This window comes from Streptomyces akebiae (assembly GCF_019599145.1).
Classification (GTDB): domain Bacteria; phylum Actinomycetota; class Actinomycetes; order Streptomycetales; family Streptomycetaceae; genus Streptomyces; species Streptomyces akebiae.
The window spans coordinates 5247008-5271846 of record NZ_CP080647.1 but is presented as its reverse complement, the minus strand read 5'-3'; the positions used below and the strand labels follow the sequence as shown (position 1 = coordinate 5271846).

26 protein-coding genes and 1 tRNA gene are annotated in these 24839 nt (G+C 71.9%); 18 read left to right on the top strand and 9 right to left on the bottom strand.

What is annotated here, in order from left to right; translation table 11 throughout:
- Nucleotides 1-16 precede the first annotated feature (16 nt).
- Nucleotides 17-976 (bottom strand): GlxA family transcriptional regulator, encoded by a 960-nt coding sequence (locus K1J60_RS22655; RefSeq protein WP_033526693.1) that lies wholly within the window; start codon nucleotides 974-976, stop codon nucleotides 17-19.
- Between the two features lie 109 nt (nucleotides 977-1085).
- Complete coding sequence (locus tag K1J60_RS22650) at nucleotides 1086-1529, bottom strand: hypothetical protein (protein ID WP_220647787.1); 444 nt, start codon at nucleotides 1527-1529, stop codon at nucleotides 1086-1088.
- 349 nt (nucleotides 1530-1878) lie between these two features.
- Between K1J60_RS22650 and K1J60_RS22645 the strand changes: the two genes are divergently transcribed.
- Nucleotides 1879-2391, top strand: a complete 513-nt coding sequence (locus K1J60_RS22645) for a cation:proton antiporter regulatory subunit (RefSeq protein WP_220647786.1) — start codon at nucleotides 1879-1881, stop codon at nucleotides 2389-2391.
- 135 nt (nucleotides 2392-2526) lie between these two features.
- Nucleotides 2527-3777 carry a cation:proton antiporter gene (locus K1J60_RS22640; protein WP_220651632.1) on the top strand — a complete coding sequence of 417 codons (1251 nt, stop codon included), beginning with the start codon at nucleotides 2527-2529 and terminating at the stop codon, nucleotides 3775-3777.
- 81 nt (nucleotides 3778-3858) lie between these two features.
- On the opposite strand, the gene K1J60_RS22635 is transcribed toward K1J60_RS22640, so the two are convergent.
- Nucleotides 3859-4752 (bottom strand): NAD(P)-dependent oxidoreductase, encoded by an 894-nt coding sequence (locus K1J60_RS22635; RefSeq protein ID WP_220647785.1) that lies wholly within the window; start codon nucleotides 4750-4752, stop codon nucleotides 3859-3861.
- A gap of 223 nt (nucleotides 4753-4975) precedes the next feature.
- Between K1J60_RS22635 and K1J60_RS22630 the strand changes: the two genes are divergently transcribed.
- Together K1J60_RS22630 and K1J60_RS22625 are read left to right on the top strand one after the other, a co-directional pair.
- Nucleotides 4976-5953 (top strand): TauD/TfdA dioxygenase family protein, encoded by a 978-nt coding sequence (locus tag K1J60_RS22630; RefSeq protein WP_220647784.1) that lies wholly within the window; start codon nucleotides 4976-4978, stop codon nucleotides 5951-5953.
- 123 nt (nucleotides 5954-6076) lie between these two features.
- Nucleotides 6077-6973, top strand: a complete 897-nt coding sequence (locus K1J60_RS22625; RefSeq protein ID WP_220647783.1) for a DUF72 domain-containing protein — start codon at nucleotides 6077-6079, stop codon at nucleotides 6971-6973.
- Between the two features lie 24 nt (nucleotides 6974-6997).
- Here the strand turns inward: K1J60_RS22625 and K1J60_RS22620 are convergent, their stop codons facing one another.
- From K1J60_RS22620 to K1J60_RS22605, 4 genes are all read right to left on the bottom strand, one after another.
- Entirely contained in the window at nucleotides 6998-9058 is a 2061-nt protein-coding gene (locus tag K1J60_RS22620; RefSeq protein WP_259407861.1) for a copper resistance CopC/CopD family protein, read from the bottom strand.
- 383 nt (nucleotides 9059-9441) lie between these two features.
- Nucleotides 9442-9945, bottom strand: coding sequence for a cupin domain-containing protein (locus tag K1J60_RS22615; protein ID WP_220647781.1), 504 nt, complete (start codon nucleotides 9943-9945; stop codon nucleotides 9442-9444).
- Nucleotides 9946-9973: 28 nt separating this feature from the next.
- Nucleotides 9974-10657, bottom strand: a complete 684-nt coding sequence (locus K1J60_RS22610) for a GNAT family N-acetyltransferase (protein WP_220647780.1) — start codon at nucleotides 10655-10657, stop codon at nucleotides 9974-9976.
- Entirely contained in the window at nucleotides 10647-13043 is a 2397-nt protein-coding gene (locus tag K1J60_RS22605; protein ID WP_220647779.1) for a penicillin acylase family protein, read from the bottom strand. The genes K1J60_RS22610 and K1J60_RS22605 overlap by 11 nt, the downstream gene beginning before the upstream one ends.
- A gap of 61 nt (nucleotides 13044-13104) precedes the next feature.
- Between K1J60_RS22605 and K1J60_RS22600 the strand changes: the two genes are divergently transcribed.
- From K1J60_RS22600 to K1J60_RS22580, 5 genes are all read left to right on the top strand, one after another.
- Nucleotides 13105-14091 carry a siderophore-interacting protein gene (locus tag K1J60_RS22600; RefSeq protein ID WP_259407860.1) on the top strand — a complete coding sequence of 329 codons (987 nt, stop codon included), beginning with the start codon at nucleotides 13105-13107 and terminating at the stop codon, nucleotides 14089-14091.
- 117 nt (nucleotides 14092-14208) lie between these two features.
- On the top strand, nucleotides 14209-14802 hold the full coding sequence (locus K1J60_RS22595; RefSeq protein ID WP_220647778.1) for an HhH-GPD-type base excision DNA repair protein: 594 nt from the start codon (nucleotides 14209-14211) through the stop codon (nucleotides 14800-14802).
- Between the two features lie 743 nt (nucleotides 14803-15545).
- Complete coding sequence (locus K1J60_RS22590; protein ID WP_220647777.1) at nucleotides 15546-15932, top strand: hypothetical protein; 387 nt, start codon at nucleotides 15546-15548, stop codon at nucleotides 15930-15932.
- A gap of 575 nt (nucleotides 15933-16507) precedes the next feature.
- The gene (locus tag K1J60_RS22585; RefSeq protein WP_003999914.1) at nucleotides 16508-16804 is read left to right on the top strand and encodes a type II toxin-antitoxin system VapB family antitoxin; all 297 of its coding nucleotides are present in this window, start codon (nucleotides 16508-16510) and stop codon (nucleotides 16802-16804) included.
- Nucleotides 16805-16953: 149 nt separating this feature from the next.
- Nucleotides 16954-17607 (top strand): LytR C-terminal domain-containing protein, encoded by a 654-nt coding sequence (locus K1J60_RS22580; RefSeq protein ID WP_220651630.1) that lies wholly within the window; start codon nucleotides 16954-16956, stop codon nucleotides 17605-17607.
- A 71-nt stretch (nucleotides 17608-17678) separates the two neighbouring features.
- On the opposite strand, the gene upp is transcribed toward K1J60_RS22580, so the two are convergent.
- Entirely contained in the window at nucleotides 17679-18314 is a 636-nt protein-coding gene (upp, locus tag K1J60_RS22575; RefSeq protein ID WP_033526706.1) for a uracil phosphoribosyltransferase, read from the bottom strand.
- A gap of 313 nt (nucleotides 18315-18627) precedes the next feature.
- On the opposite strand from upp, the gene K1J60_RS22570 reads away from it, so the two are divergent.
- The 8 genes from K1J60_RS22570 (at nucleotide 18628) to K1J60_RS22535 (ending at nucleotide 23622) form a co-directional block, all read left to right on the top strand.
- On the top strand, nucleotides 18628-18861 hold the full coding sequence (locus tag K1J60_RS22570) for a hypothetical protein (protein ID WP_220647776.1): 234 nt from the start codon (nucleotides 18628-18630) through the stop codon (nucleotides 18859-18861).
- A 351-nt stretch (nucleotides 18862-19212) separates the two neighbouring features.
- Nucleotides 19213-19734, top strand: a complete 522-nt coding sequence (locus tag K1J60_RS22565; RefSeq protein WP_220651629.1) for a tRNA adenosine deaminase-associated protein — start codon at nucleotides 19213-19215, stop codon at nucleotides 19732-19734.
- A 130-nt stretch (nucleotides 19735-19864) separates the two neighbouring features.
- The gene (locus K1J60_RS22560) at nucleotides 19865-20350 is read left to right on the top strand and encodes a nucleoside deaminase (protein ID WP_045562521.1); all 486 of its coding nucleotides are present in this window, start codon (nucleotides 19865-19867) and stop codon (nucleotides 20348-20350) included.
- Nucleotides 20351-20427: 77 nt separating this feature from the next.
- Nucleotides 20428-20512 (top strand) — tRNA-Ser (locus tag K1J60_RS22555).
- A gap of 147 nt (nucleotides 20513-20659) precedes the next feature.
- Nucleotides 20660-20836 carry a hypothetical protein gene (locus tag K1J60_RS22550; protein ID WP_220647775.1) on the top strand — a complete coding sequence of 59 codons (177 nt, stop codon included), beginning with the start codon at nucleotides 20660-20662 and terminating at the stop codon, nucleotides 20834-20836.
- Between the two features lie 55 nt (nucleotides 20837-20891).
- Complete coding sequence (locus K1J60_RS22545) at nucleotides 20892-21185, top strand: Dabb family protein (protein WP_220647774.1); 294 nt, start codon at nucleotides 20892-20894, stop codon at nucleotides 21183-21185.
- A gap of 220 nt (nucleotides 21186-21405) precedes the next feature.
- Nucleotides 21406-22293, top strand: coding sequence for an RNA polymerase sigma factor SigF (locus K1J60_RS22540; protein WP_220647773.1), 888 nt, complete (start codon nucleotides 21406-21408; stop codon nucleotides 22291-22293).
- A 408-nt stretch (nucleotides 22294-22701) separates the two neighbouring features.
- Nucleotides 22702-23622, top strand: a complete 921-nt coding sequence (locus tag K1J60_RS22535) for an RNA polymerase sigma factor SigF (protein ID WP_033526712.1) — start codon at nucleotides 22702-22704, stop codon at nucleotides 23620-23622.
- A 326-nt stretch (nucleotides 23623-23948) separates the two neighbouring features.
- On the opposite strand, the gene K1J60_RS22530 is transcribed toward K1J60_RS22535, so the two are convergent.
- Nucleotides 23949-24149, bottom strand: coding sequence for a hypothetical protein (locus K1J60_RS22530; RefSeq protein WP_033526713.1), 201 nt, complete (start codon nucleotides 24147-24149; stop codon nucleotides 23949-23951).
- A gap of 173 nt (nucleotides 24150-24322) precedes the next feature.
- Here K1J60_RS22530 and K1J60_RS22525 point away from each other — a divergent pair, with 173 nt between their 5' ends.
- On the top strand, nucleotides 24323-24793 hold the full coding sequence (locus K1J60_RS22525) for a MarR family winged helix-turn-helix transcriptional regulator (RefSeq protein ID WP_220647772.1): 471 nt from the start codon (nucleotides 24323-24325) through the stop codon (nucleotides 24791-24793).
- The last annotated feature ends 46 nt before the right edge of the window (nucleotides 24794-24839 follow it).

Below are 24839 nucleotides of genomic sequence, written 5' to 3'. Positions count from 1 at the left end.
GCCACGGGGCGGCGGGCTACTCGCCCCGGGTGAAGGTGCGCCGGTACTCGCTCGGCGTGGTGCCGAGGATGCGCTGGAAGTGCGTCCTCAGATTCGCGCCGGTGCCCAGACCGACGTCGGCGGCGATCTGCTCGACGCTTCGCTGCGAACGCTCCAGCAGCTCACGGGCCAGGTCGATGCGGGCGCGCATGACCCACTGCATCGGCGTGTACCCCGTGTCCTCGACGAAGCGCCGCGAGAACGTACGCGGCGAGACCGCCGCATGCCCGGCGAGAACCTCAAGGGTGAGGGGCTCGCCGAGCCGGTGCAGCGCCCATTCGCGGGTGGCGGCGAACCGCTCGCCGAGCGGCTCGGGCACACTGCGCGGCACGTACTGTGCCTGGCCGCCGCTGCGATACGGGGCCGCGACCAGGCGCCGGGCCGCGTGGTTCGACGCGGCCACTCCGAGGTCGCCGCGCAGGATGTGCAGGCACAGGTCGATGCCCGAGGCGGCGCCCGCCGACGTCAGCACGCTGCCCTCGTCGACGAACAGGACGTTCTCGTCGACCCGGACGAGCGGATGCTTCGCCGCGAGCGCCCGTGCGTAGTGCCAGTGCGTCGTGGCGCGTCGGCCGTCGAGCAGGCCCGTGGCGGCGAGCGCGAAGGCGCCCGTCGAGATGGCGGCGAGCCGCGTGCCCCGGGCGTGGGCCTCGATCAGCGCGTCGACGACGGCCCGCGGCGGGTCGTCCCGGTCGGGGAACCGGTAGCCGGGGATGAAGACGATGTCGGCCCACGCGAGCGCGTCCAGGCCGTGGGCGACGTAGTACGACAGGCCGTCGCCGCCGGTCACGAGACCGGGGGTCGCCCCGCACACACGCACCTCGTACGGCATGCTCGCGCGCGTCGTGAACACCTGCGCGGGAATGCCGACATCGAGCGGCTTCGCACCCACGAGCACCAGGACGGCGACGCGATGCAGGCGGGAGGACGACGGCACGGGGACAGGGTACGAGGATCGGCGGGGGGGGTGGGTTGGCGCTTGCGCCCGACCGCGGGGCCCGTGGACGTGGACGCGGTCGTGGACGCGGTCGTGGACGTGGTCGTGGTCAGTGGGTGTGCGGCCAGTCCGGCGGCTCCGGCGTGGGGTCGGAGTGAGCCGTGGTGAGGCGGCGGTAGGCGGCGCGGGCCTGGAGGAGGCGGGCCAGGGTGGTGCCGGTGAGGGCGGCGGTGAGGAGGCAGACCAGCCAGAAGGTGTCGCGAGGGTTGGCCCAGGTCAGGACACCCGCGGGTGGGATGGCGAAGCCGTTGAGGAACAGCCAGCACAGGGCGGCCGTGCCGGGCGCCGCGATGAAGCGGGCGTGGACTCCGAGCAGTGCGGAGAGCAGGGACAGGGCCGCCAGGGCCAGGCCGGGGCGGTCCGTGCCCACCAGTGCGTTCAGGACGGCCACCAACGCCATCGCGCCCCCGAAGGCCGTCGCCCACACCAAGGGGGTGGCCACGGGTTGCGGGACGGGGCGCGGGCCGCTCCCCAGAGACACCCACTGGATCACGGGCGCGCTCCCTGGGTGTGGGGGCCTCCGGCTTCGGGCGGCAGGGGTATCCGCGCGGTGTGGAGGCTGCAGGCCCCACTTCTCGGGTGGGCGGTCGCGCTGGTGGTGATGGCCATGTGGGTGGTGGTGCTGGTCCGGGAGGCCGTTCCGTGTGCCGTCGGGGTGCCCGCTGTGCGGGGCGTGGGGACACCCGTGGGAGTCATGGTGGTGGTTCCTTTCGGTCAGCCCTCGATGCCGGGGTGGGCCGGTCCCGGGATTGAAGGGGATTGTTCCATCGCAGGGCCGACCTGGCGGTCGGACGCCGGTTTTCGAACTCTCGTTAGGGTGGCACCGACGGTTGTCCGATGACATGGCCGAATCAGACAGGGGGCCAGCCGTGGGTGCTCCACGCCTCAGTAGTACGCCGTTGCCGGGAATCGGGGTCCGGTACGACCTCACGACCAGGGAACACCGGCGGATCTCGGTGGTCGCTCATCGGGACGGTGCGCGGACGTTGAGCGCGTACCGGCAGGACGATCCGGACGCGTGCGCGCTGTCGGTTCGGCTCACGTCCGGTGAGGCGACCGCCCTCGTCGACGCGCTCGCGCCGGACCACCACAGCCCGAACCTGTTGTCCACCACGGAGTTGGGGCTGGTGGCGGAGCGGATCGAGCTGGCGTCGACGTCTCACTGGAACGGACGGGTCCTGGGCGACACCCGGATGCGGACCGAGACGGGCGCGTCGATCGTGGCCGTACTGCGGCGGGCCGAGGCGATCCCGTCCCCGACTCCGGACTTTCGGCTGGCCGGCGGTGACACGCTCATCGTGATCGGCACCCGGGAGGGTGTGGACACCGCCGCCGCGATACTCGGGCGGGAGTGAGCGGTCGTGCACTTCTCCGCTCAGGCGGCGGCCCAGTGGGGTGGGGAGACCGCGGCTCGGTCGGCAGGGCAGGCCGAGGAGTCCGTCGGACGGTTCCTCGCCGAGTCGGCCACCTCGCACTCCTCCGCCGTCTTTCTGATCGAGTTCGGCGCGATCATCCTCGGACTGGGACTGCTGGGGCGGTTCGCCGGGCGGTTCCGGTTGTCGCCGATACCGCTGTATCTGCTGGCGGGACTCGCCTTCGGGGAGGGCGGGTTGCTGCCGCTCGGGACGAGTGAGGGGTTCGTGGCGATCGGCGCCGAGATCGGCGTGATCCTGCTGCTGCTCATGCTCGGCCTGGAATACACCGCCAGCGATCTCGTCTCCAACCTCAGGACCCAGTACCCCGCCGGACTCGTCGACGCCGCCCTCAACGCCCTGCCCGGCGCCGCCATGGCACTGCTGCTCGGCTGGGGACCCGTCGCCGCCGTCGTCCTCGCCGGCGTCACCTGGATCTCCTCCTCCGGCGTCATCGCCAAGGTCCTCGGCGACCTCGGACGGCTCGGCAACCGCGAAACCCCCGTCGTCCTCAGCATCCTGGTCCTCGAAGACCTCTCGATGGCCGTCTACCTGCCGATCCTCACCGCGCTGCTCGCCGGCACGAGCCTCGCCGCCGGAAGCGTCACCCTGGCCGTCGCGCTCGGTACGGCCGGGCTCGTGCTGCTGGTGGCCGTGCGCTACGGCCGGCACATCTCCCGCTTCGTCTCCAGCGACGACCCCGAGAAGCTGCTGCTGGTCGTGCTCGGTCTGACGCTGCTCGTCGCCGGGCTCGCGCAGCAGTTGCAGGTGTCGGCGGCGGTCGGCGCCTTCCTGGTGGGCATCGCGCTGTCGGGCGAGGTCGCCGAGGGGGCACACAGTCTGCTGGCGCCGCTCCGGGACCTGTTCGCCGCCGTGTTCTTCGTCTTCTTCGGGCTGCACACCGATCCCGCCAGCATTCCGCCGGTGCTGCTGCCCGCGCTCGCCCTCGCCCTCGTCACCGCGCTGACGAAGATCGCCACCGGGTACTGGGCCGCGCGCCGGGCCGGTGTCTCCGCCAAGGGGCGCTGGCGGGCGGGCGGCACGCTCGTCGCACGCGGCGAGTTCTCCATCGTCATCGCCGGCCTCGCCGTCACCGCAGGCATCGAACCGTCCCTCGGGCCGCTGGCCACGGCGTACGTCCTCATCCTGGTGATCGTCGGCCCGCTGACCGCCCGGTGGACGGAGCCGGTGGCGATGTGGGTGACCGACCGACTGCGCGGGCCCATGCCGGCCGGCCCGGGAGAGGGAGGCGCTGCGTCGGAGACGAGCCGATCGGCGCCTCTAGCGCACGAGGCGTTGGACGAGCAGAGCGCGGCCGATCGGGCCTGAGGGGCCGGAGCGGCCACGTCACCCACGTCCACCCACCCCCTCACCCCCTCTCCCTCTCCCTCTCCCTCCCACTTCCTCTTCCTATTCCTCGCTGCCGCCCTCCTCGAAGCTCGCGAAGTACGCGGCGGCCATGTCCTCGTCGGCGTGGCCCTGGGCGGCGGCGCGGGCGAGGCGGTCGGCACCGGCGGCGGCCACGTCCAGGCGTACGCCGTACCGCTGCCCGGCCTCGACGATCAGGCGGGCGTCCTTGGCGGCGGTGGAGACCGCGAAGGAGGCAGGGGAGAGGCGGCCGTCGAGGATGAGCGCGGACTTGGCCCGCAGATAGCCCATGTCGAGCGGGCCGCCCTCGATGATCTCGAAGAAGGACCGCGGGTCGACATCGAGGGCCTTGGACAGGGCCAGGACCTCTCCGGCCGCGTTGGTGGCGGCCAGCACCCAGCTGTTGGCCACCAGCTTGAGCCGGGTCGCGGTGCCCGCCGCGCCGTCCTCGCCGGTCCACACCGTACGGGCGCCCACGGCGTCGAACACCGGCGTCACCGTGCCACGGCCGGCGACCGGACCCGCCGCCAGCACCGTCAACTGCCCCGCCTCCGCGGGCTGCCGTGTGCCGAGGACCGGGGCGTCGTAGAAGACCAGCCCGTGTTCGTCGGCCAGCGCGGCCAGTTCGGCGACGGCCTCCACCCCGGCGGTGGTGGACTGGACCCAGGCCGTGCCGGGGCTCAGCGCGGGCCCCGCCTCACCCATCACGTCCCGGGCCGCGGCCCCGTCGTACAGCACCGTGAGCACCACATCGGCACCCCGCACGGCCTCGGCCGGGCTTCCGGCGACCTGGGCACCGTCGGCGGCGAGCGGCTCGGCCTTCGCGCGGGTGCGGTTCCACACCCGTACGGTGTGACCGGCGCGGACCAGGTTGCGGGCCATCGCGGCCCCCATGATGCCGGTACCCAGGACACTTACGGTGAGCTTGTCAGTCATGACGTCAACTTCCTGCCGCGTACAGTGCGTTGGCATTTTCGCAGCTCGGGGAGGGGCGGGGGCGCCACGACACCGGGCGGGGCGTCACTTCGCGGACGCGGCGACGCGGCCTTCGGGCCGGTCGGGTACGGCCGGGTCCGGGCCCTCGGAACTCCGATGAGGGATCAGGACAGGTCCCGCCCCGGCCGCATGCCCGGCCGGTGCCGTGGGAAGACCGGGCCACGTGAGCATCGACACGAACTGGTCCTCGACGGGACCCACCGGCGGCCTGGACGTCCGCCCGGCCTCCGGGTACATCGGCGCCGAGATCCAGGGCGTCGACCTCGCCGCCCCGCTCGACGACGAGACGGTCGCCGGTATCCGGGCGGCGCTGCTCCGCTGGAAAGTCGTGTTCTTCCAGGGGCAGCGGCTGGACCACGCCGCGCAGATCGCGTTCGCACGCCGCTTCGGCGAGCCGATCCGGCTACGGTCGCGGGGCTCGGTCTCCCCCACCGGACACCCCGAGATCGAGACGACGGCCGACCGTCAGGAACTCGGCCGCAAGCACGGCATGGACCAGGCCGAGTGGCTGGAGCGCCGCCGCCACTCGACCCTCCGGGGCTGGCACGCCGACCACACCGCGCGCATCGACCCGCCCGCCCTGACCCTGCTCCGCGCCGAACGCGTGCCGCCGTACGGCGGCGACACCACCTGGGCCAACCTCGCGACCGCCTACGCGGGCCTGTCCGAGCCGGTCCGCCGGTTCGCCGACGGGCTGCGCGCCGAGCACCGGCTCGGCGTCGGCTACCTCGCGCGTTCCGGGCCCGACCCCTACCTCCGCCACCTCCAGGACCACCAGGTCGCCTCCGTCCACCCGGTCGTCCGCGTCCACCCCGAGACCGGCGAACGGGTCCTGTACGTCAACCCGTACTACGTCGAGAACATCGTCGACGTCACCCGGGCGGAGAGCCGCCTCCTCCTTGAGCTGTTCGTCGAGCAGATCACCCGCCCCGAGTACACGGTCCGCTTCCGCTGGGAGCCGGGGTCGGTGGCCCTCTGGGACAACCGCGCCACCGTCCACCTCGCCCCCAACGACACCGCCCATCTGGACTTCCCGCGCATCATGCACCGGGTCATGGTCGCCGGGGACCCGCCGGTCGGCGTGGACGGCACCCCGTCCAAGTCCCTGTGCGGCGCGCCGCTGCACGACCGGAGCGAGTAGCCGCGGCCGGTGCGCGGGCCGCGCCGGGTGTGCCGGCCCCGACCGGTGCGTGGGCCGCGGTCGTCGGCAGGTGCCCCCCGGTCGGCGAGTGGTCAGGACCCGATTCCGGGTAACCGGCACCCCATGGGTGATGTACTCGTCGGAACCTGCTCCTGGACCGACCGCGCGCTGCTGGCCAGCGGCTGGTACCCGCGCGGCCACCGCGACGCCGGGCCCCGACTCCGTTACTACGCCGACCGATTCCCGGTCGTCGAGGTGGACTCCGGCTACTACGCCCTGCCCAGCCGTCGCAACAGCCTTCTGTGGGCCGAGCGGACACCACCCGAATTCCGCTTCGACGTCAAGGCGTTCTCCCTTCTCACCGGCCACCCGACCCGCCCGGCGGCCCTCCCCGCGGACCTGCGCGAATCCCTCGGGGCCGACCTGCGCCGCGGGGCTCCCGCCGCCGTACTGGACCGGGTCTGGGACCGGTTCGCCCACGCCATCGAGCCGTTGCGGGCGGCGGGCCGGCTGGGTGCGGTCCTGTTCCAGTTCCCCCCGTGGTTCGCGCCGGGACGGCGGACGGAGGGGGCGGTGGACGGGCACGGGCCGGAGCAGACGCTGGAGGAGTGCGCGGCGCGTACGGCCGGCTGGCCCGTCTCGGTCGAGTTCCGGCACCCGGCGTGGTGGCGGGGCGAACAGGCCGACCGCACGGCGGCGTTACTGGCCCGGCTCGGCTTCGTCGCCGTGGGGGTCGACATGGCCCAGGGCCTGGAGTCCTCCCTGCCGCCGCTCGCCCCCGTCACCTCCCCGGAGCTCGCGGTCGTACGGTTCCACGGCCGCAGCCCCGTCTGGGGCACCGGCAGCAAGGAGGACCGCTTCCGCTACGCGTACTCCGAGCCCGAACTCGCCGCGTGGGCACCACGGTTGCGGGAGGCCGCCGAACAGGTCGACGAGTTGCACGTCCTCTTCAACAACTGCTGCGCCGACGCGGCCGTAAGGGCGGCGGAGACGATGCGGCGGATACTCGACCCGAGGTGATCCCCGGCGTAGGGCCCTAGGGCCCTAGCTCACCCGTACCGACTTCTCCACCGTGACCTGGTCGATATCCGTCGTGCGGACCGTGAGCTTCATCGTCCACGTGCCGGGCAGGGGGAGTTGGAGGGTGTCAGTGGCCCAGTATCCGCCGCGATCGGTGAGCTTCGCGTCGATCGGGCCGATCTTCTGGGCCTCCAGGGTGAACGTGAGCCGCAGTTCCGGGACGGTGGCGATGCCGTCGTCGGGGCCGAAGACCACGGCCTGCACGGAATTCTTGCCCACCCGCCCCGGGCCGAGGTCGATCTGGACCTTGCCGTGACCGTTCGGGGTGCCGACGTCGAAGGGGACCGTCGACGAGGAGGCCGTGACTCCGCCCGCCGCCTGGCCCGCGCTCTCCTCGGCGATCTCCGCCGCCGCGCGCCCCGGCAGGGTGCCCGTCAACACGGTGGTGATCACCAGCACGACGACCGCGACGGTGAACTCCGCGAGCACGGAACGCCTGAGTCCCTGGCGGGGCAGATCGCCGGGGGAGTTGTTCGACGTGTTCGAAGCGTCATCGCCGTCACTCTCATCGCCCGCGTCCCCGGAGGGCCGGTCGGCGGTGCGGTCGGCGGTGCGGTCGGAAGCGTCGACTTCGACGGCTCCCACCCGCTCGGTCGTCGCCCTCGCTGTCACCGCCACAGCCGACGAGGACGAGGACGAGGACGCCAAAGCCGCCGACACCGCCGCGGCCGCCCGCTCGCGGACCTCGCCCTCGCCCCGCTCCCTGCCGTCGACGACCACCTCACTGTCCTCGGCGACCGACTGGCTGTCCTCGGCCACCGGCTCACTGCCCGCGTCAGTCAGCTCACTGCCCGCGTCAGTCAGTCCACCGGCCTCGGCAGTCGGCTCACCGGCCGCGGCCCGCCCGGTGGTCTCCGCCGCCCCCAACCGCCCCGTCCAACGCCGCGAGAACGCCGCCGCCGCCAGCAGAAGCAGCACCGCGACCAGCTTGGCGACCAGGACCTCCCCGTACGCCGTGGAGGTGAAGGCGGACCAGGAGCCGAGGCCGCGCCACGACTGGTAGACGCCGGTGACGACGAGGACGACCACCGAGGCGAACGCGAGCCGGGAGAACCGGTCGACCACGGCGGCCGTCAGGGTCCTCGGTTCCCGGTACAGGACGGTCAGCAGCGCGGTCAGCCCGCCCAGCCAGACGGCCATGGCCAGCAGGTGCAGCACGGAGGAGGTCATCGCGACCGGCACCTGGATACCGGCGGAGGCATGCTCGGCGGCCGCCCAGGTCCCGGCGAGACCGACGGAGAGCAGCGCCCCGCACACGAGCGCGCCCTTCCCCCACTGCTGCCGGTACCCCTGGCGGCGTACGCGTACGAGGAGGAGGGCCGCCCCCGCGAGCAGACCCAGCCGGGCCAGCAGCGCGAGTCCCGGCCGGCTGACCAAGGTGTCGCGCAGGACGGAGAGGTCGAGGGCGGCCCCGATCCCGCTGCCCCGCTCGTACGGTCCACGGAGCAGCAACAGGGCCGCCGAGGCCAGCAGCAGAGCCAGCCAGCCGGCCGGCAGCAGCTTGCGCAGCACCTCGCTGGGCCCACCGAGCACGACCGCCAGGAAGAAGGTCACGCCGATGAGCAGGGCGAGGGCGCCGTACGCGAAGTAGCGGGTGATGTCGTAGAGGGAGGCGGTGAGGGGGTCCTCGGCGAGGTCGGCCGGGAGGACCGCGGCGGTCGCGGAGGGCTCGCCGATGGAGAAGATCAGGGCACCCGAGATGGGGTGGCTGTCGGCCGAGACCACCCGCCAGGCGATCGTGTACGTGCCGTCGTCGAGGCCGGTGGGGAGGGTGATCCGAGCCGTGTCGGCCCGGCCGTCCGCCCGCCCGGGCTTGCCCGTGTCGACCGCCCGGTTCTCCGGGTCGACGACGCGGATGGAGTCCGACAGGAGGCTTACCGACTCGGTGAAACGGAGGGTGACGTCCCGGGGAGCGGCGTCGAGGACGCTTCCGTCGACGGGATCGCTTCCCTTGAGAGCGGCGTGCGCGGACGCGGTACCCGCCCCGCCGAGGAGGAACAGGACCAGCACGGCGCCCAACAGCACCAGGCGCTGAACCCCTCGTCCCCGCCCGCCGACCCGTCCTGCGCAGCGGACCGCGAAGCGGCCTGCGGGTCGACCTCCGAGTCCGCCGGTGGCCCCGCCGGTTCCGTCATGTCGCTTCGCGCCTCTGTCCTCGCCGCGGGTCGCGGCCCGGTCCCGGGTTCGAACCCTGCCTTCGTCCCAGCCCCCGATCCCGTCGTCGACTGGGTCGCTGTACCTGCCTCGGTCCACGTAGTGCTCCGGATCCACGGTCGCCGGCTCTCGGACTCCTCGAACAGGTACGCACACCACGAACGCCGCGTTCAATACGATCCCCGTCCCTACCGGCCGCTCCGGCCCCGGCCACGTCCCGCCCGGGCTCCCCGCCGGGCTCCCGGCCGCCGTCCCTACGCCCGCCCGAGCTCCCCTATCTCCGCTGCCCGGTCCGGGTACAGCCGCGCCAGCTCCGCGGCGTCCCCGTGCTCGTACCCCTCGAACGTGAACCCCGGCGCCATCGTGCACCCGAACAACGTCCAGCCCTCACCCCCGCCCCCGGCACCACGGCGCCCGCCCTGAACCCGCGCACCCATCCAGGTCCCCGCGGGCACGACGTACTGCACGTGCTGTCCGCCGAGCACGTCCGGCCCGAGGACGACGATCCGCGAGGACCCGTCCGGGGAGAGCAGCAGCATCCGGAGCGGATCGCCGAGGTGGAAGTGCCAGATCTCGTCGCCGGGCAGTCGGTGCAGGGCGGAGTAGTCGCCGGGTTCGGTGGTGAGCAGGGCGACGATCGCGGTCCCCTCGGGCCGCCCGTCGCCCCGCTCGGGCCCGGCCCACGTCTGACGGAAACGTCCGCCCTCGCGCGGTATGGGCTCCAACTCGTAGTGCGCTATGAGGTCTTCGGGAGTCATCCGCCCGAGGCTACGCCCACCACCCGAACTATTGACCGAACACGGCCTCCCGCCGCAGAAACGCCAACCGGGCCCGCTTCTCGGGGAGATACACCTCCGGCAGATCGATCTCCGGCAGTACGACGACCGGCCCGGACTCGAACCCCTGGCGGGTGAACCGCGCGATCGCCCTCTCGTTCCGCTCGTCCGGATCCACGACGACCCGCCGCCGGTCCAGCCCGACGAACACGTACGACATGAAAGCCGCCAGCACCATGGACGACCACCCGGGCCGCGCTCCCCCGGCCCCGGCGGGCGCCAGCAGCACATGGACGCCGATGTCTCCGGGCTCGACGTCGTAGCACTCACCGACCCGGTCGGCCTCCGGCTCGTACGTCTGCAGAAGCCCGACGGGCTCGCCGTCGCACACCGCGAGATAGGCGTGGTGCGTGTCGAAGGCCTCCAGTCCCTCGTAGATCTCCCGCACCTGCTCCTCCGTGAGCCCGTTCATGCCCCAGAACGCGGCCCTCGGCTCCCGGACCCAGCCGTGCACCACCCCGGCATCGGCCTTCGCGTCCAGCGGCACGATCCGCACGGTCCCGAACCCGTCCACCACCTGCTCATGAACGGCCGCACGACCGGCGTACGGCGGACAGGACTCCTGCGCCCCCTGAAGGTCATGGTGTCCTTGGAAGTCCTGCTGCCCTCGGGGCTTCCGGGACTCAACGGTCATGGCGCTTCTCCTCGCTGCTGGGATCGGTGTCGTCGTCCTTGGTGAACTGGTCCCAGTCGGTGACGACCGGTACGAGATCCCCCCTGAGCCACAGGGGCAGTTGATCGCGGTGGTGGGCCGAACCGCGGACGCCGGAGGCCCCGAACGGCACCACCCAGAGGCTGTCCTCGCGCCGGGCCAGATCCCAGACGTACCGGGCGGCGGGCCCGCGAGCGCTGAGGTCGGTGATGCCGGGGACGGCGGAGGTACAGAGCACGCAGTCGTGGTCACCGGCGAGCCCGGGCTCGGGGACGGGGGCGGGGGCGACGGTCGGGCGACCGCCGGTACCGCCCGTGCCGGTGCCGACGCCGGGACACTCGTCCGTGCCGTCGTCCGCACCGCCGTCCTGGCCGCCATCCGGGCCGTCGTCCGGGAGCGCGCGCCACGGCACGAGCTTGTGGCTGTCGCCCCAGCGCCCCGTGTCTCGGCCGGCGACTTCCTCCAGCGCCTCCCGCACCAGGGCGACACGGTCGATGCCGTACAACTCCTCGGCCCTGAGCAGATGTTCGAGGGCGAACCCGATCCGCACGGTGAGCGACAGCCACGGGCGAAAGACCTCGGGGTACATCGGCGGCACGGCGAGCGCGGCGAAGGCGGGCTCCGCGGCGAGCCGCCGGACGACGGCCCCGCGCAACGCCGCGTACTCCGCCGCGTCGACGCTGTCGACCGCCATCCGCCGATCCCAACGCAGCAGCCGCTCGCGGAGCGCGACCGCGGCCGGGGTGAGGGCCGGCCCCTCTTCCTGGCCGCCGTTCGTACGAGCGATCGCGTGGTCGACGGGAGCTTCGGCGCGGGCGGCGGAGGCCACGATGGCCAACAGGGGTCCGGCGGAGGCCAGATGGGTGTCCATGTGGATCGTGGGCATGTCCGCGGCCGACCACACCGGCTTCTCGTCCAGCATCGCGCGGATGCGTTCCGCTCGATGCGGCGGGGCGAACTCGACGCCCAACGGGGCCGCCGGACCACGCTGGTTGGCCATCACCGCGGCCCCGTCCTCGAACGTGCCGTACGGCGTCTCGTGCCACCCCTCCCACTCGTGCCCAGGCTCCCAGGCCGCGACGACCCGCGTCCGGTTGTCCCGGCTCCGCACCGGAACCCGGCCCGCCACCCGATGCAGCACCCCGCCCCGCGTGTCCGCGGCCTGGACGACGTTCACCGGCTCGGCCCACCGGTCGAACGCCCGGTCCACGTCGGCGACTTCGCGGGCCCGGAGGAGGGGCAGCAGCGCCCCGATCCCGAGGTCCTCGGTGACCCGGGGCGGATACCGGAGGCTGAGGGGACCGACCGGGTCGGTTCCACCGGCGGCACGACCGGGAACAGACGTCTCCCCAGCCGCGGGATCCAGGCCCCCGATGACGACCGGACCCCGAGCGGTCTCGATCACCTCCACCTCGACGGGATCCCCGCCCGCGACCTCGATGACCTCCACATGCCTGTGCGCGGCCCGCCACACCCCGTCGGGGTCGAGCGCCTCGACGACACCTGGGCCCCCATCCCGCTCCCCCTCCCCCTCCCCGTCCCGGTGCCGCAGCCGCTCCCGGTACAGGTCCTGGTAGTCGGCCATGGCGTTGGTGATGGCCCAGGCCACGTCGCCGGTGTGACCGAAGTGGGCGATGCCGGGCATACCCGGAACGGCGAGGCCGACGACGTCGAACTCGGGGCACGAGAGGTGGATCTGCTGGTAGACCCCGGGCTCCTCGATGAACCGGTGCGGATCGCCGGCGATGACGGCCTGTCCGGTGGCCGTCCGGGACCCGTCGATGAGCCACCCGTTGCTGCCGGAGGTGGCGGGTCCGTCGGTGGCGAAGAGCCCGATCGCGTCCGGGCCGAGGTGCCGTACGGCCTCCTCGCGCCAGAGCTTGGCGGGGAACCCGGCGAACAGGATGTGCGTGGCGAGCCAGACCCCGAGCGGGTGCCAGGCCTCCCAGCGCCCGGGCACGAGCCCGACGCGATCGAACTCGGGCGCGCGCCGACCGCCCTCGACGAGTCCGTCGTTGACGCCCTCCACATACGCGCGGACCCAGTCGGCGCTCTCCGGGTCCGTGCTCTCCAGCCGGGCGAAGCATCTTCGGGCCGTGTCCTCCAGACGAGCCCGTCTCGCGAACCGGTCCCAGCCGAGGGAGTCCACGCCGAGGAAGGCGGCCGAGGTGCCCTGGACACGGTGGCGTTCGACCTCCAGCTGCCAGGCCCGGTCGAGGGCGGTCACCCGACCCTGGGCATGGGCGAGGGCACGGGCGTCGGCGGCGCGCAGGTGCGGAATGCCCCAGGTGTCACGAAAGATCCCGTACGTCGCCTGGCTCGAATTACTCCCCCGAGCATGCCCCTGCGCACCGCCGATGTCCCGCATCCCTGTATCCCGCCTGTGATTTAGGTTAGCCTCACCTAAGCAATCTGTGATCAAAGCGTACGTGAAGGGCGCAGAAGCCATGGGGCAGGGGCACGGTTGGGAGGGGGCGGTCCTCAAACTGCTCCGCGGGAAGGACTTCGTCTTCACGGTGACCGGTGCGGAACAAGTCACCGAGCACTACCGCCGGATCCACCTCACCGACGGCGGCATGCTCGCGGTGACCGGCGTCCACCCGACGATGTGGGTCCGCCTCTGGTTCGACGCCGCCGGCAAGCCGCACCAGCGGGCGTACACACTGGTCGACCCCGACCCGGCGGCCGGCACCTTCAGCCTGGAGTTCGCCCTCCACGCGGGTCACGCCGGCGACTGGGCGCGCGCCGCGAAGCCGGGCGACACCATCGAGGCCACGGTCCAGGGCACCGCCTTCACCGACCCCGACCCGGCCCCCTCCCACATCCTCGCCATCGGCGACCCGGCCTCCCTCCCGGCGATCAACTCCCTCTTGACCGCCCTCCCCTCGACCCCGGCGACGCTCTGGTTCGAGACGCCCACGAAAGCGGGGACGGCGACCGAGGTGCGGGCCCCGGCGTCGGTGGGGGCCCCGGAGTCGCCAGGGGCGTCGGGGTCGATGGCCGCACCGGTCGGGGCATCCGTGCAGGTCGGGCAGGGAAGCGGGCCCGGGGTGGAGGACGAGGCCGGGTCGGCGATGAAGACCGGGCACGGCGCCGAGGCTCCGGTCCACGTCGGCGCGCAAGACCCCACCGGGGCCCGGGACCAAGCCGAGGCCCCCGTCCCCGGCGCGGACGGCCTCCCCCTCCGGCTCGATCCCTCCCGCCACGACTTCCACCCGATCCCGCGCCAGGACGCCGGCGCACGTCTGATCGCCCAGGTGAGGGCCGACGCCCCCGCGCTCCTCGCCGACACCCCGGACCCCTACGTCTGGATCGCCTGCGACACGGCGACGACCCGTGCCCTGGCGGCGTACTTCCGCAAGGAGCTGGGCCTGCCGAAGCAGCGCGTGCACGCTCTGGGCTACTGGCGCCCGTGACGACGCCCGACCACCCCACCCGCACCGGCACGGCCCCGGCCCCGTGCCGTGACCCGGCCCCATGCCGTGACCCGGGGCCGGGCTGCGGCTCGGCGGTCGACGGGTGATCATCGGGGCATGAACGTCACTCTTCACCTCGCCCAGGACCCGGAGGCGGACGACCTCCTCGGCCGCAGTCCGCTCGCCGCGCTGGTCGGCATGCTGCTGGATCAGCAAGTACCGATGGAGTGGGCGTTCAAGGGCCCCTGGACCATCGCCCAACGCCTCGGCGCGACCGACCTGGACGCCCACGAGATCGCGGCGACCGACCCGGAGTCCTTCGCCGCGCTGCTCTCCACCAAACCGGCGGTCCACCGTTATCCGGGCTCCATGGCGAAGCGGATCCAGCAGCTGTGCCAGTACCTCGTCGAGCACTACGACGGTGACGCGAGCGCGGTCTGGCAGGACGTGAAGACCGGCAAGGAACTCCTGTCCCGCCTGGAATCCCTCCCCGGCTTCGGCCACCAGAAGGCCCAGATCTTCCTGGCCCTCCTCGGCAAGCAACTCGGCGTCCACCCCACCGGCTGGCGCGAAGCCGCCGGCTCCTACGGCGACCCCGACTCCTTCCGCTCCGTCGCCGACATCAAGGGACCCGACTCCCTGGCCAAGGTCCGCGCCCACAAGCAGGAGATGAAGGCAGCAGCCAAAGCGGCGAAGGCCTCCGGCAAGTAACGCCGGGCCGCTGGGCGGCCCGGCAGGCCCCGTGTGGAGGTGGCCTGCGACGGGAGAGAGCCTGCCGGGACCGGTCCAGGAGGGCCCGGCCGGCCCGGCCCCCTCCAGCCGCCCCGCAGAGCGTCGAACCGACGGAACTCCACGGCGGCCCGCACCGGGGAAAGGCTGCCTGGGCTCCGCCCCGGGGCCTCGACCTGCGGTCTGTCCTGAGGGCCTTGACCGGAGGTCCACCCCGAGGGCCCTGCCCTGCCGGTCCGCCCAGAGGGCCTTGAGCCGGAGCTCCGCCCCAAGGGCCCCGCCCTCCCGGTCCCCCCAGAAGGCCCCACCCTGCGGCTCCACCCCAAAAGCCCCGCCCTCCCGGTCCGCCCGAAGCCCCGCCCCAAGGGCCCTCGGCACTCCCCTACCGGTCCGTCCCAGAGGCCTCGACTTCTACGGGCCCACCCCGAAACCCCCGACCCGGGATCGTCTCGAGCACCTTGTCCTCGGGCTCCGACCCGAGAGCCCTGCCCCGAGGAGACCGTTCCGAGGAGACCGTTCCGAGGAGACCGTTCCGAGGAGACCGCCCGGAGCCGGCCCGCCCACAGCTGGAACCCATCCCGGAGGAAGCCCGCCGGGAGACGACGGGGACGAGAAGCGAAACGCCGCACCCTTCCTCTCCCTCGTACCCCCTCCCTCGTACGCCGAGTGAGCGGATCCCCCACCTCAGCCGGTGCGCGGACCTCCGCCTCGGGAAAACATCCCCCGTGCACCCCGTCGCCCGCTCCCGCCCCACGGACACCCCCCGTGCCCGAGCGAGGCGGTACGCCCGGCGCAGAACCTGGCTGCGGGTGCTCGCACTGACCATCGCGCTCCTCGTCCCCACCGCGCACGCCGCCACCCACGCCGCCGCCTCCCTCCCACCCACGCTCTCGAGCGAACTCCCCTCGACCGAGTACGACGTCCTCGAGAACGCCCCCCGCCCCCAGGCCCGCCACACCCACCGCCCGGTCGCCCCACCGCGCGCCACCCCGGTCGTGGCCCCCCTCCTCACACCGACGACCCCACACGGCCGCCCCTTCGCCCCCACCCCACCCTGGCCCCGGCCCTCGCACGCCCTGCACGCCCTGCGCTCCGTGGTCCTGCGCTGCTGAGAGAGCCCCAGCTCACTCATCCCAACGACCACCCCCAGCACAGGACAGGAGACCCCCATGCCCGCAGACCCCTACACGGTCCTACGCGCGCTCCTCCAGGCAGAGGCCCTACGCAGCGCCCACAACTCCGAATCCGAACGCACATCCGATCACCCTCACACCTCGGACACGGACGAGCAGCCGCGACAAGACCCGAACCACAACTGATCCACCCGCACCAACCCCCCTCACCCACCTACGGTGAAGCGCCCTGGACCCCACCGGTTCGAGGGCGTTTCACCCCTCCGCCCCACGGCCCCACGGCCCCCCGACCGGCGGAGCCCAGCGGGAGCCGCACACAAGTGCGACGGAAGTGCACCAGAAGCTCGGCTGAAGTTCGGACGACAGTCCGGAGAACCCCCGACGACACCTCGCGGCGAACTCTTCGCGCCCCCGAAAGAACCCCACCGAGCACCCACGAGCCCCACCGGACCCCCACAGAATGACCCTTATGCCCCACTTGGAGGCACCTTTTCCGGGGTCGCACTCCGTCGCCATGGCTGCGCCCGGAACGTCTCGCCCGGTAGGCTTTCCGTGTGATCTTCAAGCGCATCGGAAACGGCCGGCCGTACCCCGACCACGGCCGGGAAAGCACCCGGCAGTGGGCGGACGTCGCGCCGCGCCCGGTCCGCCTCGATCAGCTCGTGACGACCAAGGGGCAGCTGGACCTGGAGACCCTCCTCGCCGAGGACTCCACCTTCTACGGCGACCTCTTCGCGCACGTGGTGAAGTGGCAGGGCGATCTGTACCTGGAGGACGGCCTCCACCGCGCGGTCCGCGCGGCCCTCCAGCAGCGCCAGGTGCTCCACGCCCGCGTCCTCGAACTGGACTAGCCCTTCACCGCAGGCGGCTCCCACCCGCGCCCGGCCGATGGCCCGTTGGCCCTTTCGGGTTGGACTGCAGCGCGGTGAATGATCATCTAGTAGGCATCGTCGTCCAACGGCACTACGCTGCGCCCATGAGCATGCTGACTCCTCCTGGCATGGGCGGCCAGTACCGGATCACGGGGGACAAGTACCCGAGGCTGCGCCGGCCCAAGAGGCGTCGCAGGCTCGTCCTCGCGGTCGTCGCGTCCGCGACCGCGCTCGGCCTCGTCGGCTGGGGAACCCTGCAGCTCATCGACGTCTTCACCGGCGACGAGGACCAGGCCGCCGCAGCCGGCCCCAAGGCGGACTGCGCGACCCGGGTGAGCCCGTCCCCGAAGGCGAGCGGATCGGCCGGCACGTCCGGCAAGGCCGGTGCGTCGGCGAAGGGCTTCCCCGCGCCCGGCAAGATCACCGTCAACGTCCTCAACGCCACGCCCCGCGCGGGCCTCGCCAAGGACACCGCCGACGAGCTGAAGAAGCGCGGCTTCCGCATCGGGAACGTGGGCAACGCGACCAAGGAGTACGACAAGAAGGTCAAGGACGCCGCGATCCTGCTCGGCGCGAAGGCCGCCGAGGGCGCGGCGCTGCAGGTTCTCAACACCCAGCTCACCGGAGCGCGGCAGAAGACCGACGGTCGCACGAAGGCGACCGAGGTGGACCTGATCATCGGTACCGGCTTCAAGGCCCTCAGCAAGCAGAAGGACGCCGACAAGGCACTGGCCGACCTGACCAGTCCCAAGCCGACGCCCTCCACGACGAAGACCTGCTGAGCGGCGTCGGAACCCGTAGAGGATGCCGTGGGGGCTGTGGGCTCCCGTGGTTCCCTTACGGGTTCCGCCGGCTACTCGGCGGCGCCGTACAGCCGGTCGCCCGCGTCCCCCAGGCCCGGCACGATGTAGCCGTGCTCGTTGAGCCGCTCGTCGACCGCGGCGGTCACGACCGTCACGGGGGTGCCGGCCAGCTCGCGCTCCATGACCTCGACGCCCTCGGGGGCGGCGAGGAGCACCACGGCGGTCACGTCGTCGGCGCCGCGGGCGATCAGCTCACGGATCGCGGCGACCAGGGTGCCGCCGGTCGCGAGCATGGGGTCCAGGACGTACACCTGGCGCCCGGAGAGGTCCTCCGGCATGCGGGTGGCGTACGTGGAGGCCTCCAGCGTCTCCTCGTTGCGGATCATGCCCAGGAAGCCCACTTCGGCGGTCGGCAGCAGCCGGACCATGCCGTCGAGCATGCCGAGGCCGGCCCGGAGGATCGGCACGACGAGCGGGCGCGGGTGGGAGAGCTTGACGCCGGTCGTCGCGGAGACCGGCGTCGTGATGTCGACGAGTTCGGTGCGCACGTCCCGCGTGGCCTCGTAGGCGAGCAGGGTGACCAGTTCGTCGGCGAGACGACGGAAGGTCGGGGAGTCGGTGCGCCGGTCGCGCAGCGCGGTGAGCTTGTGAGCGACCAAGGGGTGGTCGACGACGTGGAGACGCATGTCCACAACAGTAACGGGGGTAGCACCTGCGAGCGCCCCCGCATGGTCCGTCCCTCCCGATGGCATCAAACCCGCTATCAGAGGGAAAGTGGGATGAACAGAGCGGCGCCTGAACGAGCCGAGGCCTGACGTTCGCCCACTCGGAACCGCCGCCGATCAGCAGCCGACGGCCGAGCGGGGGCACATGATCGACAAGCCAGCACGAACGGCGGGCGGAACCGCGAGGACCAGGGGCGGACCGGCTGGGACACCCCGCAGGGCCGAGCGGACGGCGGACCGTGCGCCTCAGAGGGTTCCTCAGGGGGTTGATGACGTGGCGGGGACGGTCGAGGGGACGCGCGAGACCGGACGGGACAACGGACGGGACAACGGACCGGAGACCGGTCGGGAGGCCGGACGGGAGACTGACGCGGCGCGACGACGACGGCGGGCGCAGTTCCTGCGGGAGCTGACGGAGGCGCGCGAGCTGCGTGACCGCGTCCAGCCCCGTCGCGCCAAGGCCGCACGCCTCCGCCACGCCATGCGCATGCGCACGTTCCGCTGGTGAAACCCGAGGCCCAAGAGGGGGGCCGGAGACGCCGTGAGGCGAGGTGGGACGCACCCACTGGGACCCATGTGTCGGGTTCGTGGGGTATGTGTGGGGCGTTCACGGGGTGGTCGTGCATATGCGGCCGGGAACTCCGCGTACGATCCGCTGGTGGCGGAAGCAGGTACGCAGGTGACGGCGGACCCACCGGCGATCGAAAGAGCCGGACACAGGGAGCCGAAGACGTCCCCTGTGCGCTCTGTTTCTGCCACGATTCCGAGTGGGTGGGGCTCGGACCGCAAGCCTCCCCATCCGCAACCTCCGCCGGGGGGACCCCCAACCGGCACACCTATGACCAGTGGGAGAGTCACGGTGTACTTCGCCGCACTGCTCGCGCGCACCGAAGACGGGTGGGAAGCGAGCGACACAGAGCTCGACGATGTGGAAACCCTGTCGGATCTGGCCGACCTGGCCCGTGAAGCCTCGCCCGACGACGACACGGTGCTGGTGCTCATCGAGCAGGAGGACGCGTGGTTCGGCGTCGTCCGCATCGATGGCGAGGACGACCCTCGTATCTACGTCTCGGACGCCGCAGCCGCTGCCCGCAGCAGCTACGGCGAGATCCTGCTCACCGACGAGCTGCTCGGGAGAGAGCCCGGCGACGAGGCCGACCTGGACGCCCTCGACCTGGACGGCACGGAGGACGGTGAGCCGGACGACGATGACGACGACACGAGCGCCGAGGCCGTGCCGCACAGCCCGGTCGGCGACACCGAGATCCTCGACGACCTGGGGGTGAGCGAGAAGGAGCTGCGCGCTCTCGACGCAGACGACGCCCTCGGCTCGATCGCCGACGCCCTCGGAGCGTCGGAAGTCCTGGAGACGGTCCGCTGACTCCGCCGAATCCGTCCGCTCCGCCGCCACGACCGCCTGGGGCCTCCCCCCGGTGACCGAGGCAACCGGCGCGACGGACGCAGAGGCATCGGAGGGAACCGACCCCGTACGCGACCCGTGGCGGGCCGCGATGCGGCTCGCCCTGGTCGAGGCCGGGCGGGCCGCCGAGGGCGGTGACGTCCCGGTCGGCGCGGTCGTCCTGTCCCCGGACGGCACGACCGTACTGGCCACCGGACACAACGAACGCGAGGCGACCGGCGACCCCACCGCCCACGCGGAGGTGCTCGCCGTCCGCCGCGCCGCCGCCGCTTTGAGGGATTCAGCGGCGCGAAGCGCCTCCGGCAAGGGTGGTGGCGGGAGACGGGCGGGCGAGTGGCGACTGACCGGCTGCACCCTGGTCGTCACCCTCGAACCCTGCACGATGTGCGCGGGCGCCCTCGTGCAGTCGCGGGTCGACCGCGTCGTCTACGGCGCACGCGACGAGAAGGCCGGAGCCGCCGGCTCCCTCTGGGACGTCGTACGCGACCGTCGCCTCAACCACCGACCCGAGGTCGTCGAGGGCGTCCTGGCCGATGACTGCGCCCGTCTCCTCACGGACTTCTTCCGCACCCGCTGACACCTGTCGGCACCGGCCTCCGGCCCCGCCCGATACCGATTTCAAACCACGCCACACCTTGCTGTAAGGTCTCCCTCGGTAGCGTGTCCGAGCGGCCGAAGGAGCTCGCCTCGAAAGCGAGTGTGGCGCAAGTCACCGAGGGTTCAAATCCCTCCGCTACCGCTGAAGAAGGGCCCCGTCGTCAGACGGGGCCCTTCCTGCGTTCCCCGACTCCGCCGCCTCTCCTACGAACGCATGATCGGGTTACACTCGCCGCCGACAAAGAGGACCCAAGCGGCCCACAGGGCACAAGAGGCGGGGGAGGCCGCGGTGGCGGTGCAGGGGAAGAAGATCGCGCTGTATGTGCTCGTGGTCTTCGTGCTCTACGTGATCATCACGGACCCGGAGAACGCCGCCGGATACGTCCAGATAGGGTTCGAAGGCGTCTCGACCGCCGCCCAGTCCATCGGCGACTTCTTCACCTGGATCGCCGACGGGGCCGAGTAGGGCCCTCGCCCCTCGCCCCTCGCCCAGCACCTCGTACGACCGTTCCGGAGCGCCCATGATCCGCCACCTGGTCCTCTTCAAGCTCAACGAGGGCGTCGAGCGTGACGACCCGCGGGTCGTGAAGGGCGTGGAGGCGTTCCGCGCGCTCGACGGCACGATCGGGGAGATCCGCTCCTGGGAACTGGGCTGGAACCTCAGCGACCGCCCCATCGCCTACGACTTCGCGATCAACTCGGCGTTCGACGACGTGGACGCGCTGCGTACGTACGTCGAGCACCCGGACCACCAGGCGGGCGTGGCGCTGTGGGGCCAGTTCGCGACGTGGATCATCGCCGACTACGAGTTCTGAGCCACACGCCCATCCCACTTCCGCCACTTCCGCCACCTCCACCCCCTCCGCATCGCCCTCCCCCCACCCTCCTCGTCGCCTTCCCCGCGTTCACTCCACGCGTCTTCTCCGCCCCGCGCTCTCGCAGCCCGGGGCGTTTTTTCTCAACACGGCTATATGTGGTGCTTGATCACAGTGCACATGTCTTGTGATGCTATGACCGCTTTTGACGGTTGAGTTGATGGATGAAGAGGTGGCGTTGACCGTGTCGGCCAGTACTGCGCCTCCCCAGGAAGACGTCCCCGCTCCCGATGCCGCACCGGCCCAGGTCACAGCCCAGGTCACGGCCCCCGCCCCGGAGAAACGTCGCGGCGCCGACACCCGGGCCCTCACCCAGCTCCTGTTCGGCGAGCTGAAGCATCTGGCGCCGGGCACTCCGGAGCACAACCGCGTGCGCGGGGCGCTCATCGAGGCGAACCTCCCGCTCGTGCGCTACGCGGCCGCCCGCTTCCGCTCCCGCAACGAACCCATGGAGGACGTGGTCCAGGTCGGCACCATCGGACTCATCAACGCCATCGACCGCTTCGACCCGGACCGTGGTGTGCAGTTCCCGACCTTCGCCATGCCGACCGTCGTCGGGGAGATCAAGCGGTACTTCCGCGACAACGTCCGCACGGTCCACGTCCCGCGCCGGCTGCACGAGTTGTGGGTCCAGGTGAACAGCGCGACCGAGGACCTCACCACCGCCTTCGGCCGCACCCCCTCCACCGCGGAGATCGCCGAGCGGCTGCGCATCACCGAGGAGGAGGTCCTGTCCTGCATCGAGGCGGGCCGCTCGTACCACGCGACCTCGCTGGAGGCCGCCCAGGAGGGCGACGGGCTACCGGGCCTGCTCGACCGGCTCGGCTACGAGGACCCCGAACTCGACGGCGTCGAACACCGCGACCTCGTACGGCATCTCCTCGTCCAACTCCCCGAACGCGAGCAGCGGATCCTGCTGCTCCGCTACTACAGCAACCTCACGCAGTCGCAGATCAGCGCGGAGCTGGGGGTCTCCCAGATGCATGTGTCGCGACTGCTGGCCCGGAGCTTCGCGCGGTTGCGGTCGGCCAACCGAATCGAGGCGTAGGAGCTCCGCTCGGCGGGTGACCGTCGGTAACCAGAACCCCTGGCGCAAGCGTGGATGGACCATGGGGCACACGGGGCGCACGAAGGCAGGCGGGGCGCACAGAATCGGCCATCGGTACGCGTGCGCAGGCCATGGGCGTGACCGAATGCGCTGTCGAGATATCACCGGTGAGAGCGAATCGCTCATTGAGGTTTCTTCAGGCTGATCTGCGCTGAAATCCTGTCAGAACGCCTGTTTCCAGGGCCTATTCACCCTCTCCATGTCGACATGTCACTACATCGCGTTGCCGACGTGTGACATTCTTCCCCCAGCGCGTTTGCCGTGGCCTCGCCGCCGGTATTCAGGTGGAGGCTGCGTTCCTTACGACGGAGCGTCCGCCGCGACCGTCCGCGACCCAAAGGGGGTGGCATGTCCGCAGACCAGGGCAGCTCGAAGGTGCTCACACTCGCCAAGAGCGAGACCGCGCCCGACGCTATCCAGGCCCCTCAGGACCTTCAGACGCTTGAGGACCTTCCCGGTCCCCAGGCTCCGCCGGCGTCTGAGTTCCCGGCCTTGTCGGCCTCGGCGAACATCGACACCCGCACCCTGTCCCGCTCCCTGTTCCTGCGGCTCGCCGCGTTGGACGAGAACAGCCCCGAGCGCGCCTACGTCCGGGACACACTGATCGAGCTCAACCTCCCACTGGTGCGTTACGCGGCCGCCCGTTTCCGGTCGCGCAACGAGCCGATGGAGGACATCGTCCAGGTCGGAACGATCGGCCTGATCAAGGCGATCGACCGCTTCGACTGCGAACGGGGCGTCGAGTTCCCGACGTTCGCGATGCCGACGGTCGTGGGCGAGATCAAGCGGTTCTTCCGTGACACCTCATGGTCGGTCCGCGTCCCGCGCCGCCTCCAGGAGCTGCGGCTGGCCCTCACCAAGGCCAGCGACGAGCTCTCCCAGAAGCTCGACCGCTCTCCCACGGTCACCGAACTCGCCGCGGTCCTGGGCGTGTCGGAGGAGGACGTGGTCGACGGCCTCGCCGTCGGCAACGCCTACACGGCGTCCTCGCTCGACTCCCCGGCCCCCGAGGACGACGGCGGCGAGGGCTCCCTCGCGGACCGCCTCGGCTACGAGGACACGGCGCTGGAGGGCGTGGAGTACCGGGAGTCCCTGAAGCCGCTGCTGGCGAAGCTGCCGCCGCGCGAGCGCCGGATCATCATGCTCCGCTTCTTCGCGAACATGACGCAGTCCCAGATCGGCGAAGAGGTCGGCATCTCCCAGATGCACGTCTCCCGCCTCCTCACCCGAACCCTGGCCCAGCTGCGGGAGGGCCTGATCTCCGACTGAGGGGCCATCGGCCTCGCGTTGACACGTGACCGCCGGGTTGCCCAGCTCTGGGGCAGCCCGGCGGTCGTCGTGTGCGCGTGCGCGCACTGAACGGCGTATGTGCTGGTGAGTGGGCGGGGCGGGTGCGTCGTGGTAGCTCGCGCAGTTCTCCGCGCCCCTGAAAAGCCGGGGCTGCGCCCGCGCTTGTGGCCCCGCTGGGGGCCCGGTCTTCTAGGGGTGCGGGGAACCGCGCGAACCACCCCACCGGAGCGCCGCCGAACCCACAGCACCCGTCAGTCGAACAGGCGCTCAGAAACCGCCCCCGCGGGCGAACCCGCCCCACGGGCTCACGCCAGCGCGAGCCACACCACCGCGGCCACGACCGCCACCGCCGCGATCACACCGACGATCACACCGACCCGCGGGCCGGACGACCCGGTCGCGGCGGCCTGTCGGCCCCCCGCCGGCGTCTCGTCGACGAAGGCGCGGAACATCTGCGTGCTGCCCGCGGGGTCGTAGTTGCCCTGGGGGCCCTGGTTGTCAGCCATGGCCCGAGACCTTAGCGAATCCGGGAGGACGGACCCAAGCGGGGTGGTCCGCCCTGGACGCTCCGAACGTTCTCCTTTGCCAAGACTTGGGCCGCTCCCACCCCGTTTTCATTTGCCTGTAGCAACCATCCAGATCTATGGTTGCCCTAAGCAACAAACACGGGAGGGACTCCATGGCCGGGCAAGCGCACTACGAGGAGCTGGCCCGTCAGCTCAGTGCGATCGGGGCCGTCAACCGGGAGATCGCACGGATGCTCCCCTACGAGTGCCCCGGTGGATCGGCCGGAGTGCTGACGCTGCTCGGCCGGCACGGCGAGATGCGGATGAGCAAGCTCGCCGAGCTGCTCTCCGTCGACATGTCGGTGACCAGCCGACACGTCGCGCACGTCGCCGAGCGGGGCTGGATCGAACGCCTCCCCGACCCGGCGGACCGACGCTCACGCGTCCTGCGCCTGACTCCCGAGGGACGGGCCGTGGTCACCGAGCTGTACCGGCGCACCAGTCGGCTGATGGCCGCCCGGCTGAGCGACTGGTCCGACGACGAGGTCGGACAACTGGCCCGGCTCCTGGGCCGGCTGCGGGAGAGCTTCGACGCCCCCGCGCCGCCCCGGACGCCCGCCCCACCGACCCGTACGTCCGTGTAGCGGCCACCACCACAACCCGTACACCCGCAAAGACCTGTAGGAAAAG

What these genes read in the sequence shown, in the direction of transcription:
- K1J60_RS22645 (WP_220647786.1), top strand. Translation starts at nt 1,879, where the DNA reads ATGGCCGAATCAGACAGGGGGCCAGCCGTGGGTGCTCCACGCCTCAGT.
- K1J60_RS22635 (WP_220647785.1), bottom strand. Translation starts at nt 4,752, where the DNA reads ATGACTGACAAGCTCACCGTAAGTGTCCTGGGTACCGGCATCATGGGG.
- K1J60_RS22625 (WP_220647783.1), top strand. Translation starts at nt 6,077, where the DNA reads ATGGGTGATGTACTCGTCGGAACCTGCTCCTGGACCGACCGCGCGCTG.
- K1J60_RS22615 (WP_220647781.1), bottom strand. Translation starts at nt 9,945, where the DNA reads ATGACTCCCGAAGACCTCATAGCGCACTACGAGTTGGAGCCCATACCG.
- K1J60_RS22610 (WP_220647780.1), bottom strand. Translation starts at nt 10,657, where the DNA reads ATGACCGTTGAGTCCCGGAAGCCCCGAGGGCAGCAGGACTTCCAAGGA.
- K1J60_RS22605 (WP_220647779.1), bottom strand. Translation starts at nt 13,043, where the DNA reads ATGCGGGACATCGGCGGTGCGCAGGGGCATGCTCGGGGGAGTAATTCG.
- K1J60_RS22595 (WP_220647778.1), top strand. Translation starts at nt 14,209, where the DNA reads ATGAACGTCACTCTTCACCTCGCCCAGGACCCGGAGGCGGACGACCTC.
- K1J60_RS22580 (WP_220651630.1), top strand. Translation starts at nt 16,954, where the DNA reads ATGGGCGGCCAGTACCGGATCACGGGGGACAAGTACCCGAGGCTGCGC.
- upp (WP_033526706.1), bottom strand. Translation starts at nt 18,314, where the DNA reads ATGCGTCTCCACGTCGTCGACCACCCCTTGGTCGCTCACAAGCTCACC.
- K1J60_RS22560 (WP_045562521.1), top strand. Translation starts at nt 19,865, where the DNA reads ATGCGGCTCGCCCTGGTCGAGGCCGGGCGGGCCGCCGAGGGCGGTGAC.
- K1J60_RS22545 (WP_220647774.1), top strand. Translation starts at nt 20,892, where the DNA reads ATGATCCGCCACCTGGTCCTCTTCAAGCTCAACGAGGGCGTCGAGCGT.
- K1J60_RS22540 (WP_220647773.1), top strand. Translation starts at nt 21,406, where the DNA reads ATGGATGAAGAGGTGGCGTTGACCGTGTCGGCCAGTACTGCGCCTCCC.
- K1J60_RS22535 (WP_033526712.1), top strand. Translation starts at nt 22,702, where the DNA reads ATGTCCGCAGACCAGGGCAGCTCGAAGGTGCTCACACTCGCCAAGAGC.
- K1J60_RS22530 (WP_033526713.1), bottom strand. Translation starts at nt 24,149, where the DNA reads ATGGCTGACAACCAGGGCCCCCAGGGCAACTACGACCCCGCGGGCAGC.
- K1J60_RS22525 (WP_220647772.1), top strand. Translation starts at nt 24,323, where the DNA reads ATGGCCGGGCAAGCGCACTACGAGGAGCTGGCCCGTCAGCTCAGTGCG.